The 22587-nt window shown below is 68.6% G+C and carries 16 protein-coding genes and 2 pseudogenes; 8 read left to right on the top strand and 10 right to left on the bottom strand.

Annotation, left to right across the window (positions count from 1 at the left end; translation table 11 throughout):
* The first annotated feature begins 288 nt into the window (after nt 1–288).
* From K2Z83_RS25260 to pfkB, 7 genes and pseudogenes are all read left to right on the top strand, one after another.
* The gene (locus K2Z83_RS25260; protein ID WP_220597946.1) at nt 289–1806 is read left to right on the top strand and encodes a helix-turn-helix domain-containing protein; all 1518 of its coding nucleotides are present in this window, start codon (nt 289–291) and stop codon (nt 1804–1806) included.
* A gap of 237 nt (nt 1807–2043) precedes the next feature.
* Nucleotides 2044–3238, top strand: a pseudogene (locus K2Z83_RS29670) (PTS transporter subunit EIIC).
* 3 nt (nt 3239–3241) lie between these two features.
* Nucleotides 3242–3679, top strand: coding sequence for a PTS sugar transporter subunit IIA (locus tag K2Z83_RS29475; RefSeq protein WP_255604502.1), 438 nt, complete (start codon nt 3242–3244; stop codon nt 3677–3679).
* 97 nt (nt 3680–3776) lie between these two features.
* Nucleotides 3777–5180, top strand: a pseudogene (locus K2Z83_RS25270) (HPr family phosphocarrier protein); the annotation flags it as partial.
* 127 nt (nt 5181–5307) lie between these two features.
* On the top strand, nt 5308–5700 hold the full coding sequence (locus K2Z83_RS29480; RefSeq protein WP_255604504.1) for a putative PEP-binding protein: 393 nt from the start codon (nt 5308–5310) through the stop codon (nt 5698–5700).
* Between the two features lie 123 nt (nt 5701–5823).
* Nucleotides 5824–7560: an alcohol dehydrogenase catalytic domain-containing protein gene (locus K2Z83_RS25275; protein WP_220597948.1), complete on the top strand. Its 1737-nt coding sequence runs from the start codon at nt 5824–5826 to the stop codon at nt 7558–7560.
* A complete protein-coding gene (gene pfkB / locus K2Z83_RS25280; RefSeq protein ID WP_220597949.1) occupies nt 7557–8492 on the top strand; it encodes a 1-phosphofructokinase in 936 nt (311 codons plus the stop codon). Before K2Z83_RS25275 ends, pfkB begins: the two co-directional genes overlap by 4 nt.
* A gap of 239 nt (nt 8493–8731) precedes the next feature.
* On the opposite strand, the gene phoU is transcribed toward pfkB, so the two are convergent.
* The 10 genes from phoU to K2Z83_RS25330 all read right to left on the bottom strand — a co-directional run bounded on the left by phoU (nt 8732) and on the right by K2Z83_RS25330 (nt 22106).
* Nucleotides 8732–9391, bottom strand: a complete 660-nt coding sequence (gene phoU, locus K2Z83_RS25285) for a phosphate signaling complex protein PhoU (protein ID WP_220597950.1) — start codon at nt 9389–9391, stop codon at nt 8732–8734.
* A 159-nt stretch (nt 9392–9550) separates the two neighbouring features.
* Complete coding sequence (locus tag K2Z83_RS25290) at nt 9551–10225, bottom strand: diguanylate cyclase (RefSeq protein ID WP_220597951.1); 675 nt, start codon at nt 10223–10225, stop codon at nt 9551–9553.
* Nucleotides 10222–11094 carry a hypothetical protein gene (locus K2Z83_RS25295; RefSeq protein ID WP_220597952.1) on the bottom strand — a complete coding sequence of 291 codons (873 nt, stop codon included), beginning with the start codon at nt 11092–11094 and terminating at the stop codon, nt 10222–10224. The genes K2Z83_RS25290 and K2Z83_RS25295 overlap by 4 nt, the downstream gene beginning before the upstream one ends.
* A gap of 53 nt (nt 11095–11147) precedes the next feature.
* Nucleotides 11148–12677, bottom strand: a complete 1530-nt coding sequence (locus K2Z83_RS25300; RefSeq protein ID WP_220597953.1) for a hypothetical protein — start codon at nt 12675–12677, stop codon at nt 11148–11150.
* 45 nt (nt 12678–12722) lie between these two features.
* The gene (locus tag K2Z83_RS25305) at nt 12723–14036 is read right to left on the bottom strand and encodes a lipopolysaccharide biosynthesis protein (RefSeq protein WP_220597954.1); all 1314 of its coding nucleotides are present in this window, start codon (nt 14034–14036) and stop codon (nt 12723–12725) included.
* A 15-nt stretch (nt 14037–14051) separates the two neighbouring features.
* Nucleotides 14052–16433: a hypothetical protein gene (locus K2Z83_RS25310; RefSeq protein ID WP_220597955.1), complete on the bottom strand. Its 2382-nt coding sequence runs from the start codon at nt 16431–16433 to the stop codon at nt 14052–14054.
* A gap of 139 nt (nt 16434–16572) precedes the next feature.
* Nucleotides 16573–18099 (bottom strand): HlyD family efflux transporter periplasmic adaptor subunit, encoded by a 1527-nt coding sequence (locus K2Z83_RS25315; RefSeq protein ID WP_220597956.1) that lies wholly within the window; start codon nt 18097–18099, stop codon nt 16573–16575.
* Nucleotides 18100–18293: 194 nt separating this feature from the next.
* Nucleotides 18294–19829, bottom strand: a complete 1536-nt coding sequence (locus tag K2Z83_RS25320) for a polysaccharide biosynthesis tyrosine autokinase (protein ID WP_255604503.1) — start codon at nt 19827–19829, stop codon at nt 18294–18296.
* The gene (locus K2Z83_RS25325) at nt 19741–20382 is read right to left on the bottom strand and encodes a transcription termination/antitermination protein NusG (protein WP_220597958.1); all 642 of its coding nucleotides are present in this window, start codon (nt 20380–20382) and stop codon (nt 19741–19743) included. The genes K2Z83_RS25320 and K2Z83_RS25325 overlap by 89 nt, the downstream gene beginning before the upstream one ends.
* A 1151-nt stretch (nt 20383–21533) precedes the next feature.
* Complete coding sequence (locus K2Z83_RS25330) at nt 21534–22106, bottom strand: recombinase family protein (protein WP_220597959.1); 573 nt, start codon at nt 22104–22106, stop codon at nt 21534–21536.
* A 100-nt stretch (nt 22107–22206) separates the two neighbouring features.
* On the opposite strand from K2Z83_RS25330, the gene K2Z83_RS25335 reads away from it, so the two are divergent.
* A partial coding sequence (locus K2Z83_RS25335; RefSeq protein ID WP_220597960.1) for a hypothetical protein occupies nt 22207–22587 on the top strand: 381 nt, incomplete at its 3' end.

The following is a 22587-nucleotide window of genomic DNA, read 5'->3' on the forward strand; positions in this document are numbered from 1 at the left end:
GGCAGCCATTACAAGGCGTGCATACTGTATCTGCTGGCAACAAATTCGTCTACTTTTTGTACAGCTCGCCTAGTGAAAAGTAGATTAATAAAACGCGTTTTATGGCTTGACAATGCCCTAAACGGGAATTACAGTATAGAGGCATTCCAGCAACACCAACGTAATAGCGTAGCCCGAGACCCGCCCGAGATCCTGAGCGTTGAGACGCTGCGGGGCGGGTGATGGGCGGACCGCGAGCCCCCGGCACACTGTGGCGTCGAGGCCTATGGCGCATACCCAAAGACGCGTATGATCACCCTGACCACCCAACAGCGCGATGTGCTCCTCCTCCTGCTTCGCGCCGACTCGCCCCTCACGGCGACCGAGATCGGCCAGCGGGTTGAGCTGAAGCCGCGCCAGGTACACTATATGCTGGGCGCCGCGCGCGACTGGCTCACCCGCCGCGGCGTCGCCCTCCAGAACATCCCCGGCGTCGGCGCGCAGGTGCGCTGCAGCCCTGAGCAGCGCCAGCATCTGCTGGACGACCTGCGGGCCTACTCGCGGCTCCAGCTGGTGCTGAGCGCCGACCAGCGCCAGCAGATCCTGCTCTTCACCATGCTCACCGCCGCCGAGCCGCTGGTGATCCAGCGGCTCCAGGAGGCGCTGACGGTCTCGCGCAGCACCGTGCTCAAGGACATGGACGCGACGGCCGCCTGGCTCGCCCGCTTCGACCTGGATCTGGTGCGCCGGCAGCACTCCGGCTCATGGCTTGAGGGGTCTGAGCTGGCCTCCCGGCAGGCCCTGACCGCCCTGCTCTGGGGCGACATGTCCGGCGGGCGGCCGATCTTCACCATGCAGTACGGCGCCGGGCTGACCTGCGCGCTGCTGTCCGACGCCGACCTGCTCGCCGCACTGGCCCCCGTGCGTGATCTGGTCGAGTCCTGCGATGTCGACGACCTGATCGCCCGCGTCTCGCGGGCCGAGGCCGACCTCGGCTGGCACTTCAGCGACGAGTCGGTGCTCTACCTGGCCCTGGCCCTCTTCGTCCAGGGCTGGCGGATCAGGGCCGGCCGGTATGTGGGCTGCGACCCTGAGCTGATCGCCTGGCTGAGCGGCCACGCCGCATGGCCGGCGGCCGAGCTCCTCGTGTCGGCCTACGCCCTGGAGGTTCTGGCCCTCCAGGGCGAGATCGCCGCCGCCGCCATGCTCCTGCTGGCCTGCCCCCACGAGGGCGGCGTCGCCATGCCCGAGCTGCACGGCCTGATCGAGGCAGCCATCGACCAGATCGCCCTGGCCTACGGGAACGACGCCCTGCGCGCCGACGAGCCCCTGCGCGAGGGGCTGCGCTCGCAGATCTGCACCGCCGCCCTGGCCAGCCGCTTCGGCATCTGGCTGCCCCCGCGCTCGTCCGACGACCTGCCCGAGGACGAGGGCGACATCGAGCGGCGTCTGACCGACCAGATCGACGATCTGTTCTTCGCCCAGACCGGCGCGCGGCTCGCGGATCGCCACCGCCACAGCCTGACCCTGCTGCTCCACGCGGCGGCGACCCGCGCCCGCACCTCCCGCGCCCGCCGCGTGCTGGTGATCTGCCCCAGCGGCATGGCCACCACCCAGCTGCTCATCGCCCGGCTGCGCGCGCGCTTCCCGCGCCACAGCAGCTACGAGGTCGTCCCGCTGCGCCAGCTCGGCGCCGCGCAGATCGCCTCGGCCGACCTGATCATCTCGACCGTCCCGCTCGCCATCGGCGGCGCAACGCCGGTGGTCCAGGTTCACCCGAGCCTCACGCCCGCCGACGTGGCCGCCCTCGACCCCTGGCTTGACTGAAACCTTTATGGTTATGGTCAGCGGTGCTGACCATAACCATAAAAGCTCTGGGCCTGTGGCCCGCAAGCTGATCTGTAGTGTGGATGCTGCTGGCGAAGCCAGTAGCATCCACACTACAGATAAAGTAGGAGTCCCGCCTCGGTGCACGCGAGGCGCGCTCATAGATGGGGTGCAGCGTCCGGCCGGCGCCATCCCCCCCGGCTTTTGGACAATGACGTTACCGGAGGAGATGTTCACATGCGCGAGCGAATTCAGCGGTTCGGCAGCTTCCTGGCCGCGATGGTGGTGCCCAACATGGGCGCGTTTATCGCCTGGGGCCTGATCACCGCCCTGTTTATCCCCACCGGCTGGCTGCCGAACGAGGGCTTCGCCAAGCTGGTCGGGCCGATGATCGTCTACCTGCTGCCCATCCTGATCGGCTACACCGGCGGCAAGCTGATCTACGACACCCGCGGCGGCGTGGTGGGCGCGGCGGCCACCATGGGCGTGATCATCGGCGCCGACATCCCCATGTTCCTGGGCGCGATGGTCATGGGGCCGATCGGCGGCTACCTGATCATGAAGATCGATGAGGCCCTTGAGGAGAAGATCCCGGTCGGCTTCGAGATGCTGGTGAACAACTTTACGGCCGGCTTCCTGGCCGTCGGCCTGGTGCTGGTCGCCAACGTCCTGATCGGCCCGATCGTCCAGGCCTTCAGCACGACCCTCGGGGCCGGCGTGCAGCTGCTGATCGACATGCGGCTGCTGCCCCTGGCCGACCTGATCATCGAGCCGGCCAAGGTGCTCTTCCTCAACAACGCGATCAACCACGGCATCCTGGCCCCGCTGGGCGTCGCCGCGGTGCAACAGGACGGCAAGGCCATCCACTTCCTGCTCGAGTCGAACCCCGGCCCCGGCCTGGGCCTGCTGATGGCCTACTGGTTCGCCGGCAAGGGCGACCTGAAGAGCACCGCGCCCGGCGCGGCGATCATCCACTTCCTGGGCGGCATCCACGAGATCTACTTCCCCTACGTGCTGGCCCACCCGATCATGATCCTGGCGATGTGGGCCGGCGGCATGGTGGCCGACTTCTGGTTCGTGATCTTCGACGCCGGCCTGGTGGCCACGCCCTCGCCCGGCTCGATCTTCGCCTACCTGGCGGTGACGCCCCGCGGTCGCCTGCGAGGCCGGCATGGGCTCAAGCCTGATGGGCGTGAGCTCGCTGAAGAAGAAGATCAAGGCGGCCGGCCTGAGCGTCGAGGTGGTCCACAAGGCGGTGCGCTCCATCCCGGCCGGCACCCGGCTGGTGGTGACGCACAAGGGCCTGGCGGCCCAGGCCCACACCCGCGCCCCCGATGCGGTGGTGATCGCCTTCAGCAGCTTCCTGAACGACCCGGTCTTCGATAAGCTGGTGGCGGCCCTCAAGGCCGGCGATCCGATTGAGGGGGTCTAGGCCATGGCGATCATCTCTACCGACAGGGTGCGCCTGGGGGCGGTCGCCGCCGATAAGGCCGACGCCATCCGCCAGGCCGGCGAGCTGCTGGTGGCCGGCGGCTGCGTCGAGCCGCCCTACGTGGACGGCATGCTCGGCCGCGAGGCGGTGATGTCCACCTACCTCGGCAACGGCATCTCCATCCCCCACGGCCAGTTCGAGGACCAGGGCTACATCAAGAGCACCGGCATCTCGGTGCTCCAGGTGCCGGCCGGCGTCGAGTGGGAGCCCGGCGAGCTGGCCTACCTGATCGTCGGCATCGCCGCCGTGGGCGACGAGCACATCGGGGTGATGGCGAACCTCGCCGAGGTCATCGAGGACCCGGCGATGGCCGAGGAGCTGGTGCGCGCCACCAGCCCCCAGGAGATCGTGGATCGGCTGAGCCGCGAGGCGGCGATCTAAACCTTTCTCTGTCTGGTTGAAGCTGCCAGCAAAGCTGGCAGCTTCAACCAGACAGAGAAAGCATTGGCCTTGCGGCCCGCCGCAACAGGATACACCTATGAAGCAGATAGATCTGATCATCCAGAACCGCACCGGCCTGCACGCCCGCCCCGCGCGCGTGCTGGTCGATACGGCCAAGCAGTTCACCTCGGCGGTGCGGCTGCGCCACGGGGCCAAGGCGGCCAATGCGAAGAGCCTGATCTCGGTGCTGGCCCTCGGCGTCACCAGCGGCGGCGCGGTGGTGCTTGAGGTGGACGGGGCCGACGAGGATCTGGCCGCCGACACGCTCTGCGCGGCGGTGGCCGATGGCCTCGGCGAGGGGGCGCACGCCCCGGCGACCGGGGCCGCGGCCCCTGCGCCCGCCGCCCCGGCCCCGCCGCCGGCCGCCGGGGAGCTGCGCGGCGTCGCCGCCGCCCCCGGCATCGCCATCGGCCCGACCTTCCGCCTGCGCCGGGCCGCCGTCCAGGTCCACGACTACTCCTCGGGCGCGACGCTGGAGGGCGAGCGGCTGCGCCGGGCCCTGGCCGACGCCGCCGGCCAGCTGGTGGCCCTGCGCGAGCAGGTGCTCCAGCGCGCCGGCCCCGAGGAGGCGGCGATCTTCGATGTCCACCACGAGCTGATCGCCGACGCCGAGCTGCACGCCGCTGTGTTCGCCCGCATCGACGCCGGCCAGAGCGCCGCCGCCGCCTGGCACGCCGCCACGATCGCGGCCGCCGATGTCATGGCCGCCCTGCCCGACCCGACCCTGGCCGGGCGCGCGGCCGACCTGCGCGACGCCGGCGAGCGCGTGCTGCGCCTGCTCAGCGGCGACGCCGCGCCCAGCGCCGAGCTGCCGCCCGAGCCGGTGATCCTGCTCGCCTACGACCTCAGCCCCTCGGAGACGGCCGCCCTCGACCCGCAGCGCGTCCTGGGCTTCTGCACCGCCGTGGGCGGGCCGAACGCCCACGCCGCCATCCTGGCCCGCGCCCTCGGCCTGCCGGCGATCGTCAGCGCCGGGCCGGCCATCCTCGACCTGGAGGACGGCACGCCGGCCATCCTCGACGGGGCCACCGGCGCCCTGCTGACCAGGCCCGGCCGCAATGCCATGGACGAGGCCCGCGATCGTCAGCGCCGGGCCACGGACGCCCGCCGCGCCGCCCTGGAGTCCGCCGCGACGCCCGCCGTCACCACCGACGGCCACCGGGTGGAGGTGGCGGCCAACATCGGCAGCGCCGATGACGCCCGCCGCGCGGTGGAGTCCGGCGCCGAGGCGGTGGGCCTGCTGCGCTCCGAGTTCCTCTTCCTTGAGCGCGAGCAGGCGCCCTCCGAGGCGGAGCAGCGCGCCGTCTACGCCGAGATCCTGGCGGCCATGGGCGGGCGGCCGGTGGTGCTGCGCACCCTCGACATCGGCGGCGACAAGCCGCTGCCCTACCTGAGCCTGCCCGCCGAGGAGAACCCCTTCCTGGGCGAGCGCGGCATCCGGCTCTGCCAGGCCCACCCGCATCTGCTGGAGCAGCAGCTGCGCGCGGCCCTGGGCGCGCGTCCGCGCCGAGCTGGGCGCGCCCGCCGTCCAGGTCGGGATCATGGTCGAGGTGCCCTCCGCCGCGCTGATGGCCGACGCCCTGGCCGCCGAGTGCGACTTCTTCAGCGTCGGGACGAACGACCTGACCCAGTACACCATGGCGATCGACCGCACCCACCCCACCCTGGCCGCCCGCGCCGATGGCCTGCACCCCGCCGTGCTGCGCCTGATCGACCTCACCGTGAAGGCCGCCCACGCCGCCGGCCGCTGGGTGGGCGTCTGCGGCGAGCTGGGGGCCGACCCGGCCGCCGTGCCGATCCTGATCGGGCTGGGGGTGGACGAGCTGAGCGTCAGCGCGCCGGCCATCCCGTCGGTCAAGGCCCAGGTCCGCGGCCTGAGCATGGAGCGGTGCAAGGAGCGCGCCCGCGCCGCCCTGGCCTGCGCCACGGCCGCCGAGGTGCGCGCTTTGTCCGGCGGCTGAAGCCGCGGCCTCTGCTTTACGAAGCCCGCCTGCGCGGGCTCAGCTAGCCCGCGCAGGCGGGCTTCGCCGCCCGCAGCCGGGGACTTCAGTCCCCCGGCACGGGCGGCTCAACAGGAGTTTTTTATGAGCCGATCCGAAACCTACCGCAGCCTGGGCGCGCCCGCGCCCGCCAGCTGCCTGGCCTGGAACATGTACGGCCCCGGCGTCGAGCAGATCGGCCGCGCGGGCGCGCCCGAGCAGGTGCCGGTGGCCGAGCCCGGCCCCGGACAGCTGCTCGTGCGGGTCGACGCCGTCGGCATGTGCTTCTCCGACGTCAAGCTCATCCAGCAGGGCGGCAAGCACCCCAAGCTCTATAACCGCGACCTGGCGAACGACCCGACCCGCCTCGGCCACGAGGTGTCCATGACCATCGTGCGGGTCGGCGAGCAGCTGCGCGGGCAGTTCGCGCCCGGCCAGCGCTTCGCCATCCAGCCCGACATCTATGTGGGCGGGCGCAGCACCGCCTACGGCTACACCATCCCCGGCGGCCTCATCCAGTACCACCTGGTCGGCCCCGAGGTGCTCGCCGCCGACGACGGCGCCTACGTCCTGCCGGTCGATGATCGCATGGGCTACGCCGAGACGGCCCTGACCGAGCCCTGGGCCTGCGTGGAGGCGGCCTACACCCAGCGCCGCCGCCTGGAGCCGCTGCCCGGCGGCACCATGTGGATCGTCGGCCGGCCCGGCGACCTGGCCGAGTACAGCTTCAGCGCCGGCCTGGACGCCCCGGCGACGATCGTGCTGACCGACGCGCCGCCATCCATGGCCGCGCTGGTCGCCGCGACGGGGGCGAGCGTGGTCGTGCGCGACGGCGTCGGCCCCGAGGGCTACGCCACCCTGCGCGACGAGCTGACCGGGGGCCGCGGCTTCGACGACATCGTCCTGCTCGACCCGCGCTCGGCCGAGGCGGTGGGCGCGGCGGCCCGCCTGGCCGCCCGCCGTGGCACCGTGGCGATGGTCGGCGGCACCCCGCTGGACGGCCCGGCCCAGATCGACCTGGGCCGCATCCACTACGACTACATCGCCTACCTTGGCACGGGCGGCCCCGACATCGCGGCGGCCTACGGCGCGGCGCGCAACCGCTGCGAGCTGCGCCCCGGCGGGCTGGCCGTCTTCGTCGGCGCGGGCGGGCCGATGGGCCAGATGCACGTGCAGCGGGCGATCGAGTTGCCCCACGGCCCGGCCACGATCATCGCCACCGACCTGAGCGACGCCCGGCTGGAGGCGATCGCCAGGCGCTTCACGCCGCTGGCCGAGGCCAACGACCGCCGCCTGCTGCTGATCAACCCGGCCCGCGAGGGCGCCGGCTCGCTGGAGGCCCTGGTGTCCCAGGAGAGCGGCGGGGCCGGCGCCGACGACGTGGTGGTGAGCGTGCCGGCCGCCGGGCTCATGGCCGACTCGGCCCGCCTGCTCGGCCCCGACGGCATGCTGGTGCTCTTCGCCGGCGTGCCCAACGGCAGCCTGGCCCCGCTCGACCTGAGCAATGTGTATCTGCGCAACGCCCAGCTCACCGGCACCTCCGGCTCAGCCCTGGCCGACCAGGCCCACGTGATCGCCAAGACCGTGGCCGGCGAGCTGTCGCCCAACCGCTCGGTGGCCGCCGTGGGCGGGATCGAGGCCGCCCGCGAGGGCGTGGCGGCGATGATGGAGGGCCGCTACCCCGGCAAGGTCGTGATCTTCCCGCAGCTGAGCGGCCTGCCGCTCCAGAGCGTCGAGGAGCTGGCCGCCGGCCACCCGGCCATCGCCGCCGCGCTCGGCCCGGACGGCAGCTGGAGCGCCGAGGCCGAGCGGGCGCTGATCGAGGAGTTCTGGCGACCATGATCTACACCGTCACGCTCAACCCGGCCCTCGACCGCGAGCTGCTCGTGCCCAGCCTTGAGGATCAGGAGATGCTGCGCGCCAGCGAGGTGCGGGTGGACTACGGCGGCAAGGGGTTCAACGTCTCGCGGATGCTGGCGGCCCTGGGCGCGCCCAGCGTGGCGCTGGGCTTCGTCGGCGGGTTCACCGGCGCGGCCCTGCGCGCCGGCCTGGAGGGGCTGGGGATCGCCACCGACCTGACGCCGATCGCCGGCGAGACGCGCACCAACGTGAGCATCGTCAGCGCCGACCAGGGCCGGGTGATCAAGGTCAACGAGCCGGGGCCGCCCGTCTCGGCGGAGGAGATCGGCGCGCTGCTGGGCCGGGTGCGCGCGCTGGCCCGGCCGGGCGACTGGTGGGTGCTGGCGGGCAGCCTGCCCCCCGGCGCGCCGCCCGCGATCTACGCCGAGATCATCGCGGCGGCGCAGGCGGCCGGCGGGCGCGCCGTGCTCGACACCAGCGGGGCGGCCCTGCGCTCCGGCCTGGCCGCCCGGCCCTTCCTGGTCAAGCCGAACGGCGAGGAGGCCGCCGCGCTCACCGGCCTGCCCGTGGGCGACCGCGCGCAGGCCAGGGTGGCGGCGGCGGCGATCTCCGGCCCCGAGTGGGTGGCGATCTCCCTTGGCGCCGACGGGGCTCTGATCAGCGGGGCGGGCGGCTACTGGCACGCCTCCTCGCCGCCGGTGCGCCTGGCCAACCCGGTCGGCGCCGGCGACGCCCTGGTGGCCGGGCTGGTCTGGCGGCTCAGCCTGGGCGACCCGCCGGGCGAGGCGCTGCGCTGGGGCGTGGCCTGCGGGGCCGCCGCCGCCGCCAGCCCCGGCACCGGCCAGGGCTCCCCGGCCCAGGTGGCCGACCTGGCCGGGCGGGTGGCTCTGGAACCCCAGGCGCTTCATCATTAGGCCCGCAGCAGAATCCCAGCGGGATGTGCGCCCGCTCGCGCCATGATCAAGGGCAGCAGCGAGTAGGCGAAGATGCGCACCAGGAACAGCTCACCCAGTTCCCTTCGGGGCGCAAGCGGGAAGTCAGGATTCGGGAGCCGGGAGTCGACGCCCGAACGCGCTGCTGTGCAGGAGACACAAAAGGGGCGCCGGCTGAGATGTCTCAGCCGGCGCCCCAACCCCCAACCCCCAACCCCCAACTACGGGTTCAGCTCCACCAGCTCGCCGCTGGCGATATAGATCGTGCGCTCGGCGACATTGGTGCTGCGGTCGGCGATCCGCTCGAAGTTATGGGCCACAAAGAGCAGGTCGGCGGCGCGGGGTGCGCCGGACGGGTTGCCGGAGAGCTGCGTGGCCAGGCGCAGCTTCGTTCGGGTGTAGAGCGCGTCGACCTCATCATCGGCGGGCCCGAGGGCGCGGGCGGCGATCGGGTCGAGGCCGGCGAGCGCCTCCAGGGCGCGGTCGAGCATCGTCTGGGCGGCCACCCCCAGCTCGATCAGGTCGGCTCCCGCCGTCAGCGGCGGCTCGCCCAGGCGGCCGATCACCAGGCGGGCGATGCCCTTGGCGTAGTCGCCGATCCGCTCCAGCTCGGCGCCGATCATGATCGACGCCAGGATGCGCCGCAGGTCGCGGGCCACCGGCTGCTGGGTCGCCACCAGGTTGATCGCGTGGGACTCGATCTCCTGCTGCGCGGCGTTGATCCGATGGTCGCTGGAGCTCACCTGCTCCGCCAGGTCGTCGTCCTGATCGCGCAGCGCGACGATAGCCAGAGCGACAGACTCGCGGACGAGGCCGCCGAGGCTGCGGATCTGTGCCTGAAGTTCGCCTAGCTCCGTATCAAAGTGTTCGCGGGTCTGCATCTCACACCTCCTTGTGTGGGCCACCTACTGCGGAATGGCGAGGGAGGGCGTCCCGCCCTCCCCCATCACACCATCTTTCCCTTAGCCTAGCGCCTTACGCGACGCCGTGTGGGTAAGTCTTTTCCACTAGGGGTGGAGGATTCAGCACAGGCTGGGCGATCAGGCGTTCAGGCGGTCGTTGTACTTCTTCAGCACATCGTCGAGCGCCTCGCGCAGCAGGCTGGCCTCGTTGCGCCGCAGCCCCTTGGCCAGCTGGGCCAGCCGGGCCAGCTGGGTGGCCGTGTAGTAGCTGGTCTTCGTGATCATGCGGCTGTCGGAGAGCGGCAGGGCCACCTTATTGCGCCCGCTCGACTTGGCCAGGTAGAGCGCCTCGTCGGCCTCGCGCACCAGCTCCACCTCGTTGCGCCCGTGGCCGGGGAAGGCCGCCAGCCCGATCGAGCAGCGGATCGCCACCTCGGGGTGATCCGGCAGGCGCATCTCCATCACCCGGCGGCGCAGCTCCTCAAGCAGCGAGAAGGCGTCGTCCAGGCGCGTGTCAGGCAGCGCCCCGCCGAACTCGTCGCCGCTGTAGCGGGTCAGCAGCGCGCTCTCGGGCATCGTCGCCTGGAGCAGCCCGGCGACCCCCCGCAGCACCAGGTCGCCCACCTCGCGCCCGTGCAGCTGGTTCACCTCCAGGAACCCGTCGAGGTCGATCAGGAAGACGCTCAGCGGCTCGTCGCCGGCCTCGGCGGCCGGCAGCCGCTCGGTGCGCAGCAGGTGCCGAAAGTAGTCCGCCGTCAGCAGGCCGGTCATCTGGTCGGTCGTCGGCATCTCGAAGGTGCTTGGGTGGATCATGGCTCCTCTTGTATACATACATATAATATACATACATACATATATGTATCACCAGCAATAGGCCATGTCAAGCCCCTTGCGCGACGGCAAAAATGGCGTATAGTTTGCCAGGAAGGCACATGCCGCACTGGCTCTGCTACGGCGCGGCTACGCCACGCCGCAGCAGAGCCAGTTTTTCGCGGGAGCGCTTCACGCTCCCAAACCCTCGCCGTGCATGGTATTGTTGCTAGCGCGAACGTCCGCGGGCCGCCCGCCGGCGGCGCCGGGCGCGGCGCGGCGGCGATGGCCGCATCCGGGAGCTCGACATCCGACACGCCGACCGCGTATGCCGGGCAGGGGTAGCGGCGCTGCAATGCGTGCTCGGTGACGTAGGCCGCCGCGCAGGCGTCCCGGCAGTGCCGCCGCAGTTCGCGCGGGAACCACCAGCGGAAGAGCGGCCGCAGCCGGCTGCGGACAGCGCCGGGCGCGAAGACGTCGTACGGGTCGCTGACGACCTCCACGCCATAGGGCTGGCCGGCCCGGCGCAGCCCCGCCGCGATCCCCGCCGCGATATTCGAGCTGACGCGGAGGATCACCGCGTCGCGCGGCCCGACGACGGAGCTGACGACCTGGCGCACCTGGCGCGCCCGCCACAGGTACTGCCACGGGCCCTGGTAGTGCGGGACAGCTGTGAATGACACGCCCGGGCCGTCGGCCCGCTGCCAGCCCGCCGGGGCTGACGCGATCTCGCGCACGCGCGCCACGGCGCGGACCGCGTCAAACACTGCCAGGTAGCGCGCCCAGAAGGGATATGGGAACTGCGTCTGCGTCCACACGGCGCCGTCGGGCGTGCGGCTGAAGTGATGTTCGAGCGAGACGATGAGATTCATGAAAAGCTCTTTCACGGCCATTTCTCTTTCCGCAAGCCGCTCGGTCGCATCTCCTACCCATGCAGCGGGCGCTGCGCTCTGGCGGCTTCGCGCTCCTGGCGCACGGCCGGCGCGAGGCTCGCCACGATCAGGGCCACCGGGACGAGCAGGTTCTTCGTCGAGTCGAAGATGATGTTGTCCAGATCGCACGCCAGGATGTAGAAGCAGAAGATGGTGATAAACGGGTAGATGAGCAGCCGCGCATCGGGGACGGACGTCCGAAGCCGCCAGCGCTTGACGAGCCCATTCGCCAGGCCAAGGAACACAAACATCAGCGGCACCACGACCGGGCCAAAGTTGAGCATCGCCTCGCCGGTCAGGCCGTACAGGTTCGACGCCTCCATGTCCGACGGCACGAACTGGCCCTTGCCCCACTGCACCAGCGACCCCTCGTACGTCTTGGTCGCCGGCCGCTCGATGATCGAGCGGGGGATCGGCGTCATCAGCGCGACCATGTAGGTGCGGCCGTAGGCCAGGTCATAGTCGCTATCCGGCTTGAGGATGCGGTAGAGCTCGAACGCCTGGATATCGCTGCGGCCGAGATCGCCCAGGATCAGGCCGATGGTGTCGCGGCGGGTGACCTGCTCTAATTGCGAGCGGTTGGACGCGCTGCCGAATGCCTGGAGGCTGTCGAGGCCGGCGTTCTTGTAGAAGCCGTAGAAGTACATGAAGACGATCATGAAGGCCAGGCCGGCGAACAGGATCGGCTTCGAGAAGGGGCGCACCCAGATGTGGAGGATCCCGACGCCCCAGATCAGCCCCCAGATGGTGTTGTTGCGGCTGCCGCGCAGGCCGCCGAAAAAGATCTTCAGCAGGAAGTACACGACGAGCACGGTGATGAGCACGGCCCACGAGCGATACCGGGGCTTGTCGCGCGCGTACATGCCGAACATCATCATGGCGATAATCGGGAAGCTCTCGGAGATCGAGTAGATCCAGCCCATGTAGCGCATGTTGGTGCGCAGCGTGTCCTGGTTCGTCGCCGCCTCAATATAGCCCTGGATGCCGCCATAGCTCATGTACACCAGGATCTGCGCGGCGGCGGTGACCATCAGTGTGCTGAGGCCGAGGAAGAAGAACCGGCGCTCGTCCAGGAGCCACGGGCGGCAGGGCGTGTAGTGCCGCCCGAGAAAGACCCCCCGCGAGAAGCGATAGACCATCAGCCCGAGCAGGTTGAGGGTGGCCATGTAGCCGAGCCACTCGCGCCAATCGTTCGGCGGCACGATATAGGGCAGCCAGCGGTCCCAGTAGACGTGCAGCAGCGGCGCCAAAAAGAAGAAAAACACCCCGAAGACGCCGGTGAGGCCGTAGGGGTCAAAGATGTCGCACTTGTTGCGAAACCAGTCGAACGCGTCGATGCCGACGACGACCCCGCACAGCGTGACCGGGATGACGAACCAGTGTACGATCCGGTCCGAGGCCGCGATAAAGCCGATCAGCACCAGCAGGCAGGCGTAGATGGCGAACAGGAAGCTGCCGATCTGCTTCTCGGTGTCGATGGCGATGACCTGGCGCGCGCGTAGGTTCGAAGCCGTTCCTGACACTGCTGTCCCTCCCCCCGATCGCGCGCCCGCCGGGCCGGCGCTGCGCTACTCCGCCGCCTGCGCCGCGCGCATGCGCCGCAGGGCGTACATAATGACCAGCAGCCCGCCGACAGTGTGGGTCGTTGCCGCGATCAGCATCGCCAGGACGGCCCCGTACATGCCGGCGAGCGGGATAAAGAAGAGGCACGCGCCGATCGTGGCGGCGATCACCACCAGGAACAGCGGCACCTGGGCCCGCAGCTGCCTGACCGTCGTCATGCCGTTCCCGACAAACCATGTCATGTACTGGATCCCCGCCACGGCCATCACCCAGACGAACAGGTCGGCGCGGCTGGCGTACTCGGGCCGGTAGAGCAGGGTCAGGATCTGTGTGCCGGCGACGAGGGCGACGAGCACCCCCCCCAGCCCCAGCAGCGCGCTGACGCCGAGCAGCTTCAGGAGCAGGGCGCGGAAGCCGTCGAGGTCGCCCGCGGCAATGTGCTGCGCCAGCCGCGGGTTCGCCGAGTCCGCAAGCGCGCTGACCACGGTGGTCCCGGCGTTCTGGATGTAGGCGATCGCGGCGAAGATGCCCAGGCTGTAGACCCCGAGGGAGCGCTCGATGAAGTAGCGCGGGATGGCCGTGCTCAGGGAGACCAGCATGATCGCAAAGCCCAGCGGCAGCGCCATCCACGCCAGCCGCAGCAGGGTCGCCCGATCCCAGCGCGGGCGAAGTGTGTGGGCGAGCGCCCGCAGAGGCCCGCCGCCCTGCGCCGCCCCGTCCGGCTGGGCCAGCGCGCTGTTGCGGACGTCGTAGGCGAGCATGAGCCCGGCCCACGCCGCCGCCAGGGCGACCGAGCCCCAGAAGACTGAGCCCGTCAGGTAGACGCCGGCGGCGAGCGCGGCCAGCGACAGCGGCCCCTTCAGCATCAGCGACTTGGCGACGCGGTCCATGCTCTCGTGCTGCTGGAGCAGCCCGAAGAAGATGTCGCTGATCGACTCGACCGCCTTGGCGACGCCGACGGCCAGGATCACGAGGGCGGTCTCCCCGCTGTACCCCGACACGAGCACAACCCCGGCGATCACCAGGAGCGCGAGCGCGGTCATGATCAGCCGCAGGCCGAAGTAGTCGCCGAACACGTACTCGTGCTTGGCGTCAGTGGCCTGGATGACCCGCAGGTGGAGGTTGCTGAACATGATCACCGGGGCCGTCACCGCCAGGCCGAGCACAAACTGGCCGAGCTTCTCCGGGGAGCTGAGCTTTGCCAGCACGACGAGCATACCCCACTGGCAGCCTGCGTACACCACGTTGCCAACAAAGGTCCACGAGAAGTTGGCGCGCAGCGAGCGGCGGGCCAGCGTCTTATTTGCAGTTGTGCGCAATGGATATCTCCCAGATCAGCGGAGCTCAATAACCTGCACCGTGTTCGGCGCCAGCTGCAGCCCCGCGATCGTCAGCGTGTCGCCCGAGGCGGTGAGCGGCAGCGCCGCCCCGGTCTCGTGGTCGGTGGCGCCGAGCGGCGCGGCGCTGAAGCCCGCCCGCTTCCAGTCGATGACCAGATCGACGCGCTTCGCCTGGCTGTCGGCGTTGTAGAGCGTGTACAGGCCCGACCCAAACCGCTCCGCGAGGACCGCAGGATCGGCCTGCCCGCCCGAGTCGACGGGGCGGGCAAAGGTCTCGGGCTCCCACCCGGCGACGTTCAGGGCGTACACGGTGTCGAGGTGCCTGCGGTACGCCGCGAGCACCGCCGGATCCTTCGGCTGCGCCACCCAGAAGTACTTCTCCGGGCTCTGGCCGTAGCGGTCGATATTGATGTAGATGCCCTTCGCGGTGTAGAGCGGCAGGTACGTCTGTATCTGCGCAAGCAGATCCTGCTCATCGGCGGCCCGGTTGAGCACCGCCATCAGCGTCACCGGGCGCTGGTTCACAACCATGCGTATCCGGTCGATCAGGCGCAGCTTGTTTGCGAGGGTCTCGTCATAGATTTTGTCCACGGTCGCGCCGTCGCGCGCGATCGGGATCATCTCGTTGATGAAGAAGTCGACGCCCTCCCCCAGGAGGCCCGAGATCGGCACGCCGTTCGTCGCGATCGGCGCCTCAGGCGGAAGCGAGGCGCGCAGCGCCCGCAGGAAGGCCAGCATCGACAGGTGCTCAAACGCGACAACGCTGGCGGTGGCCGGGTCGTAGCCGAGCGGCAGGGAGGCGACGCGCAGCATCTGCGGGTTAAAGTCCTGCCGCAGGTAGACGCCGACATTGTCGATGGCGGCGCCACTGAAGAGGCTCAGGCCCTCCTCGGGGTGCGTGTCGAGGTAGTCGCTGCCATAGAGGCCATTCGCCCGCTTGGCGATCTCCAGGTTCAGCTCGCCGAAGGTGTCGGTCTGTGTCGGGGCCGGGCCCGGCGCGGGCTCGCGCGAGGGAGTGACCTCCAGGCCCGGGTCGGGGTCGATGCCGTCGAAGTAGCACCGCTTGTAGCCCGGATCCCAGAAGGCCTCGCTCATCGCCGAGGCGTAGCTCATCGCCTTCACGTGGCCGCCGGTCTCGTCCTGCAGCAGCGAGCGGGCGATCGGATCGCGCATCACAAACTTCCCAAACAGAAAGTTCGGCTCGTTGCTCACCGTCACCTGGAACGCTTCGAGGGTGTACCAGCCCGAGGACTCGCTGTGGTACACCGGGCCGTAGGTCTGTCCGCTGGCCCGCGACGGCTGACAGGTCGCGAAGGGGTACGATCCGACGCAGCTCTCGGCGAAGGGGTTCTGCTGCTGCTCGTAGTCGGCGTAGATCTTGAGGCAGGCCGCGATGTCGGCCTCCCACGATTGGTCGCCCCCGCCCGCCACCGGCGCGGCCTTCATCCGCATATCGCGGTCGTAGAAGCCGGTCGGCCACAGGTAGGCCAGGCTGTAGATGCCGCGCTCCTTACTCTTGGCCTTGACGCTGCCCCAGACGGACTGGATATGGTAGCGCTCGGGGTCTGGGTATTCCTTGTAGTTGTAGGTGTCGCCGACGACCATGCCCGTCGCCCGCGGCAGCGCGCCGAGGAAGGAGTCCGGGTAGATGGAGATGTACTTCTTCAGCGCGGAGCGCAGGCCCTGGTCAGGGTTGTCTGGCGAGAAGAGGGCCAGCGAAAACGTCGCGCTGCGGTTGTCCCGGACGTGATCCTTGTCGATGCCCAGGTGGAAGCAGGCGCTGTACGTCTCGCGGCTGGCGTCGTAGCTGACATAGTAGGCCGCCGGGTGCTCCGAGTCGATCGCCATCGCCAGGCCGAAGGTCGCGTCGCCGATCAGATTGACGCCGTTGAGGTTAAAATCGAGGTCGCTCTTCAGATGCAGGCTCGCATCGCCGAAGCTCCCAATATCGACCAGCCTGGTCAGAACCGTCTTGTACGGCGCCGGGCGCCGCTCGATCCGCTCCGACCGGTCGAGCTGGCCATGCCACTGCATCCCGACGAGATCCAGCGGGAGCTGCACGCATGCCTCTACCCCCCGCGAGCTCGGCACCTGCTCGGTGCTCGTGACCCTGCCCTCAAGGCCGATGTAGCTCGGGTGCGCCGTCCAGCGCTCCTCGACCTTGATGGCGTTCGCCGGGCTCTGGCGCGTCAGCACGAGCCCGCTGTCGGTGGCCTGATAGCTGGCGACCGGAGCGGCGTACGGGTCGAGCAGCGGGGCGCCGCGCGGGTCGTAGAGGTACACACCGAGGTCGGGCCTCTGGGCCAGGTCGGCGCTGTACCCCCGCACGCTCAGCTGGGCGAAGCGCCCGCCCTGTCCGTCGAAGCGCAGCAGCATCCCATCCTGAGTGCGCAGCGTGAAGGCGTCGGCGCCGGCCCGCAGCTCGCCAGCAGGAGCACGGCGACAAGGGCAACGGCTGAGCTTCTCATCACCGCAGCGATCAGCGATCTCATCGTCTGGCCCTCCATTGCGCGCCTCACGGCCCCGGCACGATAGTGACCGAGGCCGTCATATTCCACCACAGCCGATCATCAGCCGTGTCAGGCGTGATCAGGACCGTGTAGGTCGTCACATCGCCAGCCTGGTTCGCTCCGATCGGCCTGATGCTGGACACCCTCCCGGACAGCTGCATGTCGGGCAGTGCGCTGAAGGTGATGGTAGCCTGATCGCCCGCGAGGATCCGCCCGATGCTCAGCTCGCTCAGGTTCGCGGTCTGGATCCGCCACTCCGAGAGGTCGGCCAGCACCAGCGCGGGCATGTCAGCCGGGGGCGGCTCCCCCACGATGGCGCTGATTGCCGCGACGGTGGCGTCAAACGGCGCCCGCAGCGTCGCCGTATCTAAGGCCAGTTGCGCCTGCCGGACAACGACCTGGGCCTCCTGGATCTGCGCCGCGGCAACCCCCAGGTCCGACGGGAGCGGTGTCGCCAGCAGCCGCTGAAGGTCGGCCTCGGCGGCGGTGATGCTCGCCGCCGCTGAGGCCAGCGCGCCGGCGCGCTGCTCGCCCTGCAGCTGGCTCAGCTGCTCCTGGGCGGCGGCCACGTCGGCCCGGGCGCTCGCGATCTGGTCGGCGTCGGCCCCGACCAGCAACTGGTCGAGGCGTACCTGGGCCTGCCGGACCTGGAGGTTGGCGGCCTGGACGCCCGCATCCTCGGCCTGGCGGGCCACGTCATAGTCTACCGTCGCCTGCTGGAGGGCTTTTGTCGCGGTGTCGATCGCCCGCGTAGCCAGGCTCAGCTGCTCCTGGTCGCCCGGGCGCTCCGCGCGCTGGGAGAGCTGCTGCTGTAGCAGGTTGTACGCGTCCTGGCGGTCGCGCACATCATTGGCGGCCCGCTCCATCTTCAGGCGGGCGTCGGTCTTCGTCGCCGAGAGCCGGTCGCGGGTCGCCTGGAGAGCAACCTTCGCCAGATCGAGGGCCGCCTGCGCCGCATGTACCTCGCTCGCCCTGGGGCCGGCCTCCAGCCGGGATAGGGTCGCGCGGGCCTGGTCGAGGCGCGCCTGCGCGGCGGCGATGGTGTCCTCTGTCACCACGCCCCTGACCTGCCGCAGCTGCGCCTGGGCGACGCCCACCCGCGCGCGGGCCTGAGCGACTTCCTCGGGCTTCGAGCCCGCCTCGATCTGGTCGTAGGTGGCCTGGGCGCCAGCAAGGGCGGCCGTGGCCCGGTCGAGCTGTAGCTCCAGAGCGCGGCTGTCCAGACGAGCCAGCGGCGTGCCCTTCGTCACCGCGTCGCCCTCGCGGACTAGCACCTCGGCGACGACCCCGCCCTGCATAGCGAAGCGCAGCCTGACGCTCTGCACCGGCACCACTACGGCGCTGGCGACGATCGGGCCGTCCGGCTGCGTCAGGGGCGCCCGCTGCGTCAGGGGCGCCCGCTGCGACTCGGCCGCCGGCGCGCCCAGAGGGGCGCTCCCCGCCCGGGTCTTGGCGCTCACGCTCAGGGCCAGGGCTCCGGCAGTAGCCAGGAGCACCAGCGCCACCCCTGCGATGATCAGTTTCTTCTTCACGGATCAACCTCTTCCTGGCCTAGCCGCTGGGGTCACAGGGGCGCGCGCTGCGACGTCAGTCGCCAGCTGAGGCTCCTACGCTCATAGGTTACCCCAAGGCGTATTCGCGCTAACAACTTCTTGTTGTTTTGTCCAAAACAACGTCGGTTTTTAAGGCGGCAGCCCTAACGTTGATGCGCATGGGGCGCGCGCGCTCAGCCGACATGCGTCGAGGATGCGCCGGGCGCCTCGCCCAGCTTCAGCGCCTGGGGCGACGACTTCAGCGCCGGGCTGGCCGCATAGAACTCGCCGGTAAACGCCTTCCGCGTGCTCCGGCTGCGGTTCAGCACCATGCCGAGCACCCGCGCCTTCGACTGGGCGAGCAGGTCGTGCGCGGTCTTGAGTGACTCCGCGCCGGTGGTCTCCGCGCGCACCACGAGCAGGGCCGTGTCGCAGACCTGCGCCAGCAGGGCCGCATCGCTGGCCGCGAGCAGCGCGGGCGTGTCGAGCAGCACGATATCGGACTGTTCCTTCCACTCCGCAATCAGCGCCGCCATCCGCGGCGCGCGCAGAAGCTCCGTGAGCCTGGAGGGCAGCGGGCCGCTCGGCACAAGCCAGAGGTCGCCGACGCTGGTGGAGGTCAGATAGCTGATCGCCGAGGCCGACTCCTGCAGCGCCGTCGTGAGCCCGCGGCTGTTGGACAGGTGGAAGAGCGCGTGGAGCGCCGGCCGGCGCGGGTTGGCGTCCACGAGGATGACGCGCTTCCCCGACTGCGCCAGGGCCACGGCCAGGCTCGCCGCAGTTGTGCTTGTGCCGTCGAGCGGGCCGCTGCTGGTGAGCAGCAGCGCCTGCGCGGGATCGCCGCCGGCCGCGATCTCGACCCGAGTCTGGAGCAGGCGGTAGGCGGCGGACGAGCGGCCGGCGGCGATGCTCGCGACGCCTTCAGGGCGTCCGGCCCCCGCGACCTGGCCGATCACGCCGAGCACCGCAGCCCCGGTCGTGGCCTCGGCCTCCTCGACCGACTTCACCTTGTCCTCCAGCGCCTCCTTGATATACGCCGCGCCGGTGATCAGGAACGCGCTGAGGACAGCCGCCAGAACCGCGTTGCGCAGCGGGCTGGGGCTGACCGGGGTGGCGCTCGGCGCGGCCGGCTCGACCACGAGCACCCCTTGCCCGACGGGGATCGAGCCGGTGGCGATGAGCTCGCGATTCTGCTCGATCAGCACCGTCACGATCTCGTTAATGATGGTGGCGGCAGACTCGGCGTTCGCATCCCGGATGGAGATGACGATGATCTGCGACTGCGGGACCGGCTGGACCTTCACACGATTGAAGAGCTTTTCGGGGGGCGTGGGGAGCTGGAGCCTCGCGATAACTTCCTCCAGCAGCGGCCGCTTGCGCAGCAGCTCGGCGTACGTCCGCGTCAGTTGCTGGCTCGCCATCAGGTAGTCGTAGCTGCTCCGCGACGTGCCGCTGACGCCCCCGCCAGTGACAAGGATGGAGGTCGACACCTCGTAGATCGGCGTTATCACCAGGCTGACTACCAGCGTGAGAACCCCTACGCCAATGGCGCCAAGGCTAATCACGCTTGCCCAACGTCGTAAGAATTGAGCGAGCAGTTTGGCATCCAATCCTTTGTGTTCCTCTCCGGGGCTACGACGCCTACCTGACGTCACGAATCCTTCGCCCTTTGCCACGGGTGAGTCGTCTGTCGCACCCGCCCACCGCCGCCTCAAGCGGTGCCAACGCATCTTGGTCGTACCTGACGATCTCGCCGACGTCGATCTCGATATTCTGTATGCGGCCAAGAAGTTCGATCAGCACCCACACCCGTGCGCTCGGCTCCGCCGGGCCGAGGAAGATCGCCTCGATCCCGCGCATCGCCCCGCCGCTGATCGCCACAGCCTCGCCGGGCTTGAAGCCATAATCGATGACGCCGCCCTCGCGATCAAGCGCCGCGATCCGCTGGTAGATCGCGTGGACGACCTCGCTCGGCACCGGGAGGGGCGTATCGTCAAAGGCCACCAGGCGGAGCACTCCCTCGGTGGCGTTGATCCGGCTCAGTGCGGTGACGCAAAGATCGGCCTTGACGAAGAGGTAGCTCGAAAAGAGCGGGGTCTCCTCCAGCACGCCGTTGCTGTAATGCTGGACTTCGGGTAGATAGACGGTGAGATCAAGCTGTTGGCGAAGGTTCTGCGCCGTGTAGCGCTCGCGCCGCGCCTGACAGTGAACGACGTACCACTGGAGGCCAGATGTGATACTGTGATGCTCAGGTGATGTGGTATGCAATGAGGACGAGGCCATAGACGGCACCTCCTTTACGCAACACACAATCTCGGCTACGTATCTCTCTGTGCGAAGCTCCTCTGTAGTAAATAAGCCTCCAAATAGCGCATTCCCACTCAGGTCGTGTCCACCAGCGCGTAGCGAGGCATGCCCTAGCCGCCCGTCGCCGCACAAGGCGCAACCGGCTAGCGCGCACAGCTCCACGTCTCGCTGTAGGTCAGCGCACGATCATCGGCAGGCCGATCCGCGCGGGGAGCTTGGCGAGGATGTGACACACTGTGCGAGACAGTGGCAGGCGTGGCAGCGTAGAAGGCACGCTCCGCCATTTAGACGGTTTCGCCTATCGTTCACGCGCCGTATCCCAGGGGAAAGATCCGAAATACCGGTGGCGAGATGTGGTGGTGGAGGGTAACGGCATTCAGAACGTGTGGGGGAAGATCTGAAATACCGATGAGGAGATGTGGGGGGAAAAGATGACGGCGTTCAGAAGGTGTGCGGTGTGGTGGGGATGGTACATTATGGCGTCCTGGGTGGAGCTGACGCTACGACAACCCAGAACTATGATGGAATAGTGGGCTTTACTACATGGCTAAGTTACGTGTCAAACTTATAGCATATAGATCAAAGCTACGTCAACTAAACATTGTATGAATAACTATGGGTGTCATTATTTTAGTATAATATGTGTGCAATTCTACACTAATAATTTCATGGCATCAGAAAGGCTGCCGCAGAGCTTTCTTCTCAGATGAAGCGTAGAACATCGAGATGAATATTTTCTTATTCTCGATGGCATCACAATTGATAAAAAACCACACTATGATTAGTTTATAGCGTAGCAGAGCCATAAAAGGGTATACTTTAAGATGACAAGGTAGAGATCGAAGTTATGACTATTCATTCATACGGTAACATCATAAACGCAGTACATTTCGCGAGGCACAGCAGCCCCTGCGTGCGCCCGCGGCGCATCAAGAATCGCTCCTCGGCCTGAAGGAGCGCATGGCCGCGGATGCGGCGCCGCTGCGATGAGCGGTCGAGCCCAAGCGCCGCGCAAAGGTCGAAGATCGTTACTGGGGGTTTTTGCAGAACCCCCAATAAAGTAAAGTAAACGCTACCGGATTAACGCGGCGATGATGAGGATGCGACTTCCAGCTGCCGACCAGAATCTATGCTGAGCGCGCGCCTTCGGTCGACGTATCCGCCGCATGCAAGTAGCGGTAGACCGTCGCCTTGGAGATCTGGTAGTCGTGCATGAGCGTGCGGATCAGCACCCCCTGCTGGCGCCGCTCCTGAAGCTCGGCCACCTGGGCTGGGGTGAGCTGTTTGCTGCGACCGAAGACCACGCCGCGGGCCTTGGCGAGCTGGATACCGTCCATCTGGCGCTCGGCCCGTAGCTCTGTCTCGAACTGGGCGATGGCCCCGAGCATGTGGAAGAGCAGCCGGCCGGTGGCGTCGTTGGTGTGGATCTGCTGGTCGAGCACCTGGAGATGGACGCCCTTGCGCCGCAGCTCCTCGGCGATCTGGCAGAGGTGGAGGGTCGAGCGGGCCAGGCGGTCGAGGCGGGTGACGACCAACGTGTCACCCTCGCGCACGTACTCCAGGCAGGCGGCCAGCCGCGGGCGTTTGCCCGTTGCGCTGCGCTGCTCCTGGTAGAGCTTGTCGCAGTGCTTCAGCTTCTCCAGCTGCACCTCCAGGCTCTGCCCCACTGAGCTCACTCGTGCGTAGCCGACCAGCGCCATCGCCGCCTCCCTGTCTCACAACATATTAGACATTCTACGAATGCTATTATGCACCATTATTTGAGACACCGCTTTCACGATGTCTCAGCATGTCTAGTTTGTGAGACAGCCCTGCGAGGGCTCCGGTTGCCCGAAGACCGCACACCTATGCGAGAAGCGGGCCGGAAAAGCCTCTTGTTTCTACCCAGTTCCGTTTGCTTTAGTCTATTGGGCGTCCTGCAAAAACCCCCTGATCGTAGCTGTCGCGCAGGAGCTCGAGGGCAATGAGTTTGAGCCGATCGGCCTCATCAATGATGAGCAGTTCCATCCAGCCTTCGATGCGCCATGGTGGTGGCTCATCGAGGGGCGCGCTGAGCGCGAGGGCGTCCTCGACGGTCTGGGTGAGCTGATGGCTGGCAAAGCGGATCTCATCGGTGAGCTGCCGCTGTCAAGGCCGGTTTATTTTTGGCTCTTCCGGCCTTTTGGTGATCGAGGACAAAAC

The sequence above is a fragment of the Oscillochloris sp. ZM17-4 genome (assembly GCF_019599295.1).
GTDB lineage: Bacteria > Chloroflexota > Chloroflexia > Chloroflexales > Chloroflexaceae > Oscillochloris.